We start from the raw sequence: 485 nt of genomic DNA, 5'->3' as shown, positions 1-485 counted from the left end.
GATCACGACATCGACGTGGTCATCCCGATTCCCGACACCTCGCGCGACTCGGCCCTGGAAATCGCCAACACCCTGGGCGTGAAGTACCGCGAAGGCTTCATCAAGAACCGCTACGTCGGCCGCCCCTTCATCATGCCGGGGCAGGGCGAGCGGGCCAAATCGGTACGGCGCAAGCTCAACCCGATTCCGCTGGAGTTCCGCAACCGCGTGGTGCTGCTGGTGGACGACTCGATCGTGCGCGGCACCACTTCGCGCCAGATCGTGCAGATGGCGCGCGATGCCGGCGCGCGCAAGGTCTACTTGGCCTCGGCGGCGCCGGCGGTGCGGCATCCGAACATCTACGGCATCGACATGCCCTCGGCCGAGGAACTGGTCGCGCACGGCCGCACCGATGAGCAGGTGCAGGAACTGCTGGGCTGCGACTGGCTGATCTACCAGGATCTCGACGCGCTGGAGCAGGCGGTGTCCGGGCCCAAGCACCGCAT

The 485-nt window shown here is 66.8% G+C and carries 1 protein-coding gene; it reads left to right on the top strand.

Going from position 1 to position 485, the window contains the following annotated elements; genetic code table 11:
* A partial coding sequence (locus JQK88_RS35565) for an amidophosphoribosyltransferase (RefSeq protein ID WP_376740499.1) occupies positions 1-485 on the top strand: 485 nt, incomplete at both ends.

This window comes from Mesorhizobium caraganae, from assembly GCF_016836705.1.
Lineage (GTDB): Bacteria > Pseudomonadota > Alphaproteobacteria > Rhizobiales > Rhizobiaceae > Mesorhizobium > Mesorhizobium caraganae.
This window is presented reverse-complemented; position numbering and strand designations above follow the sequence as displayed.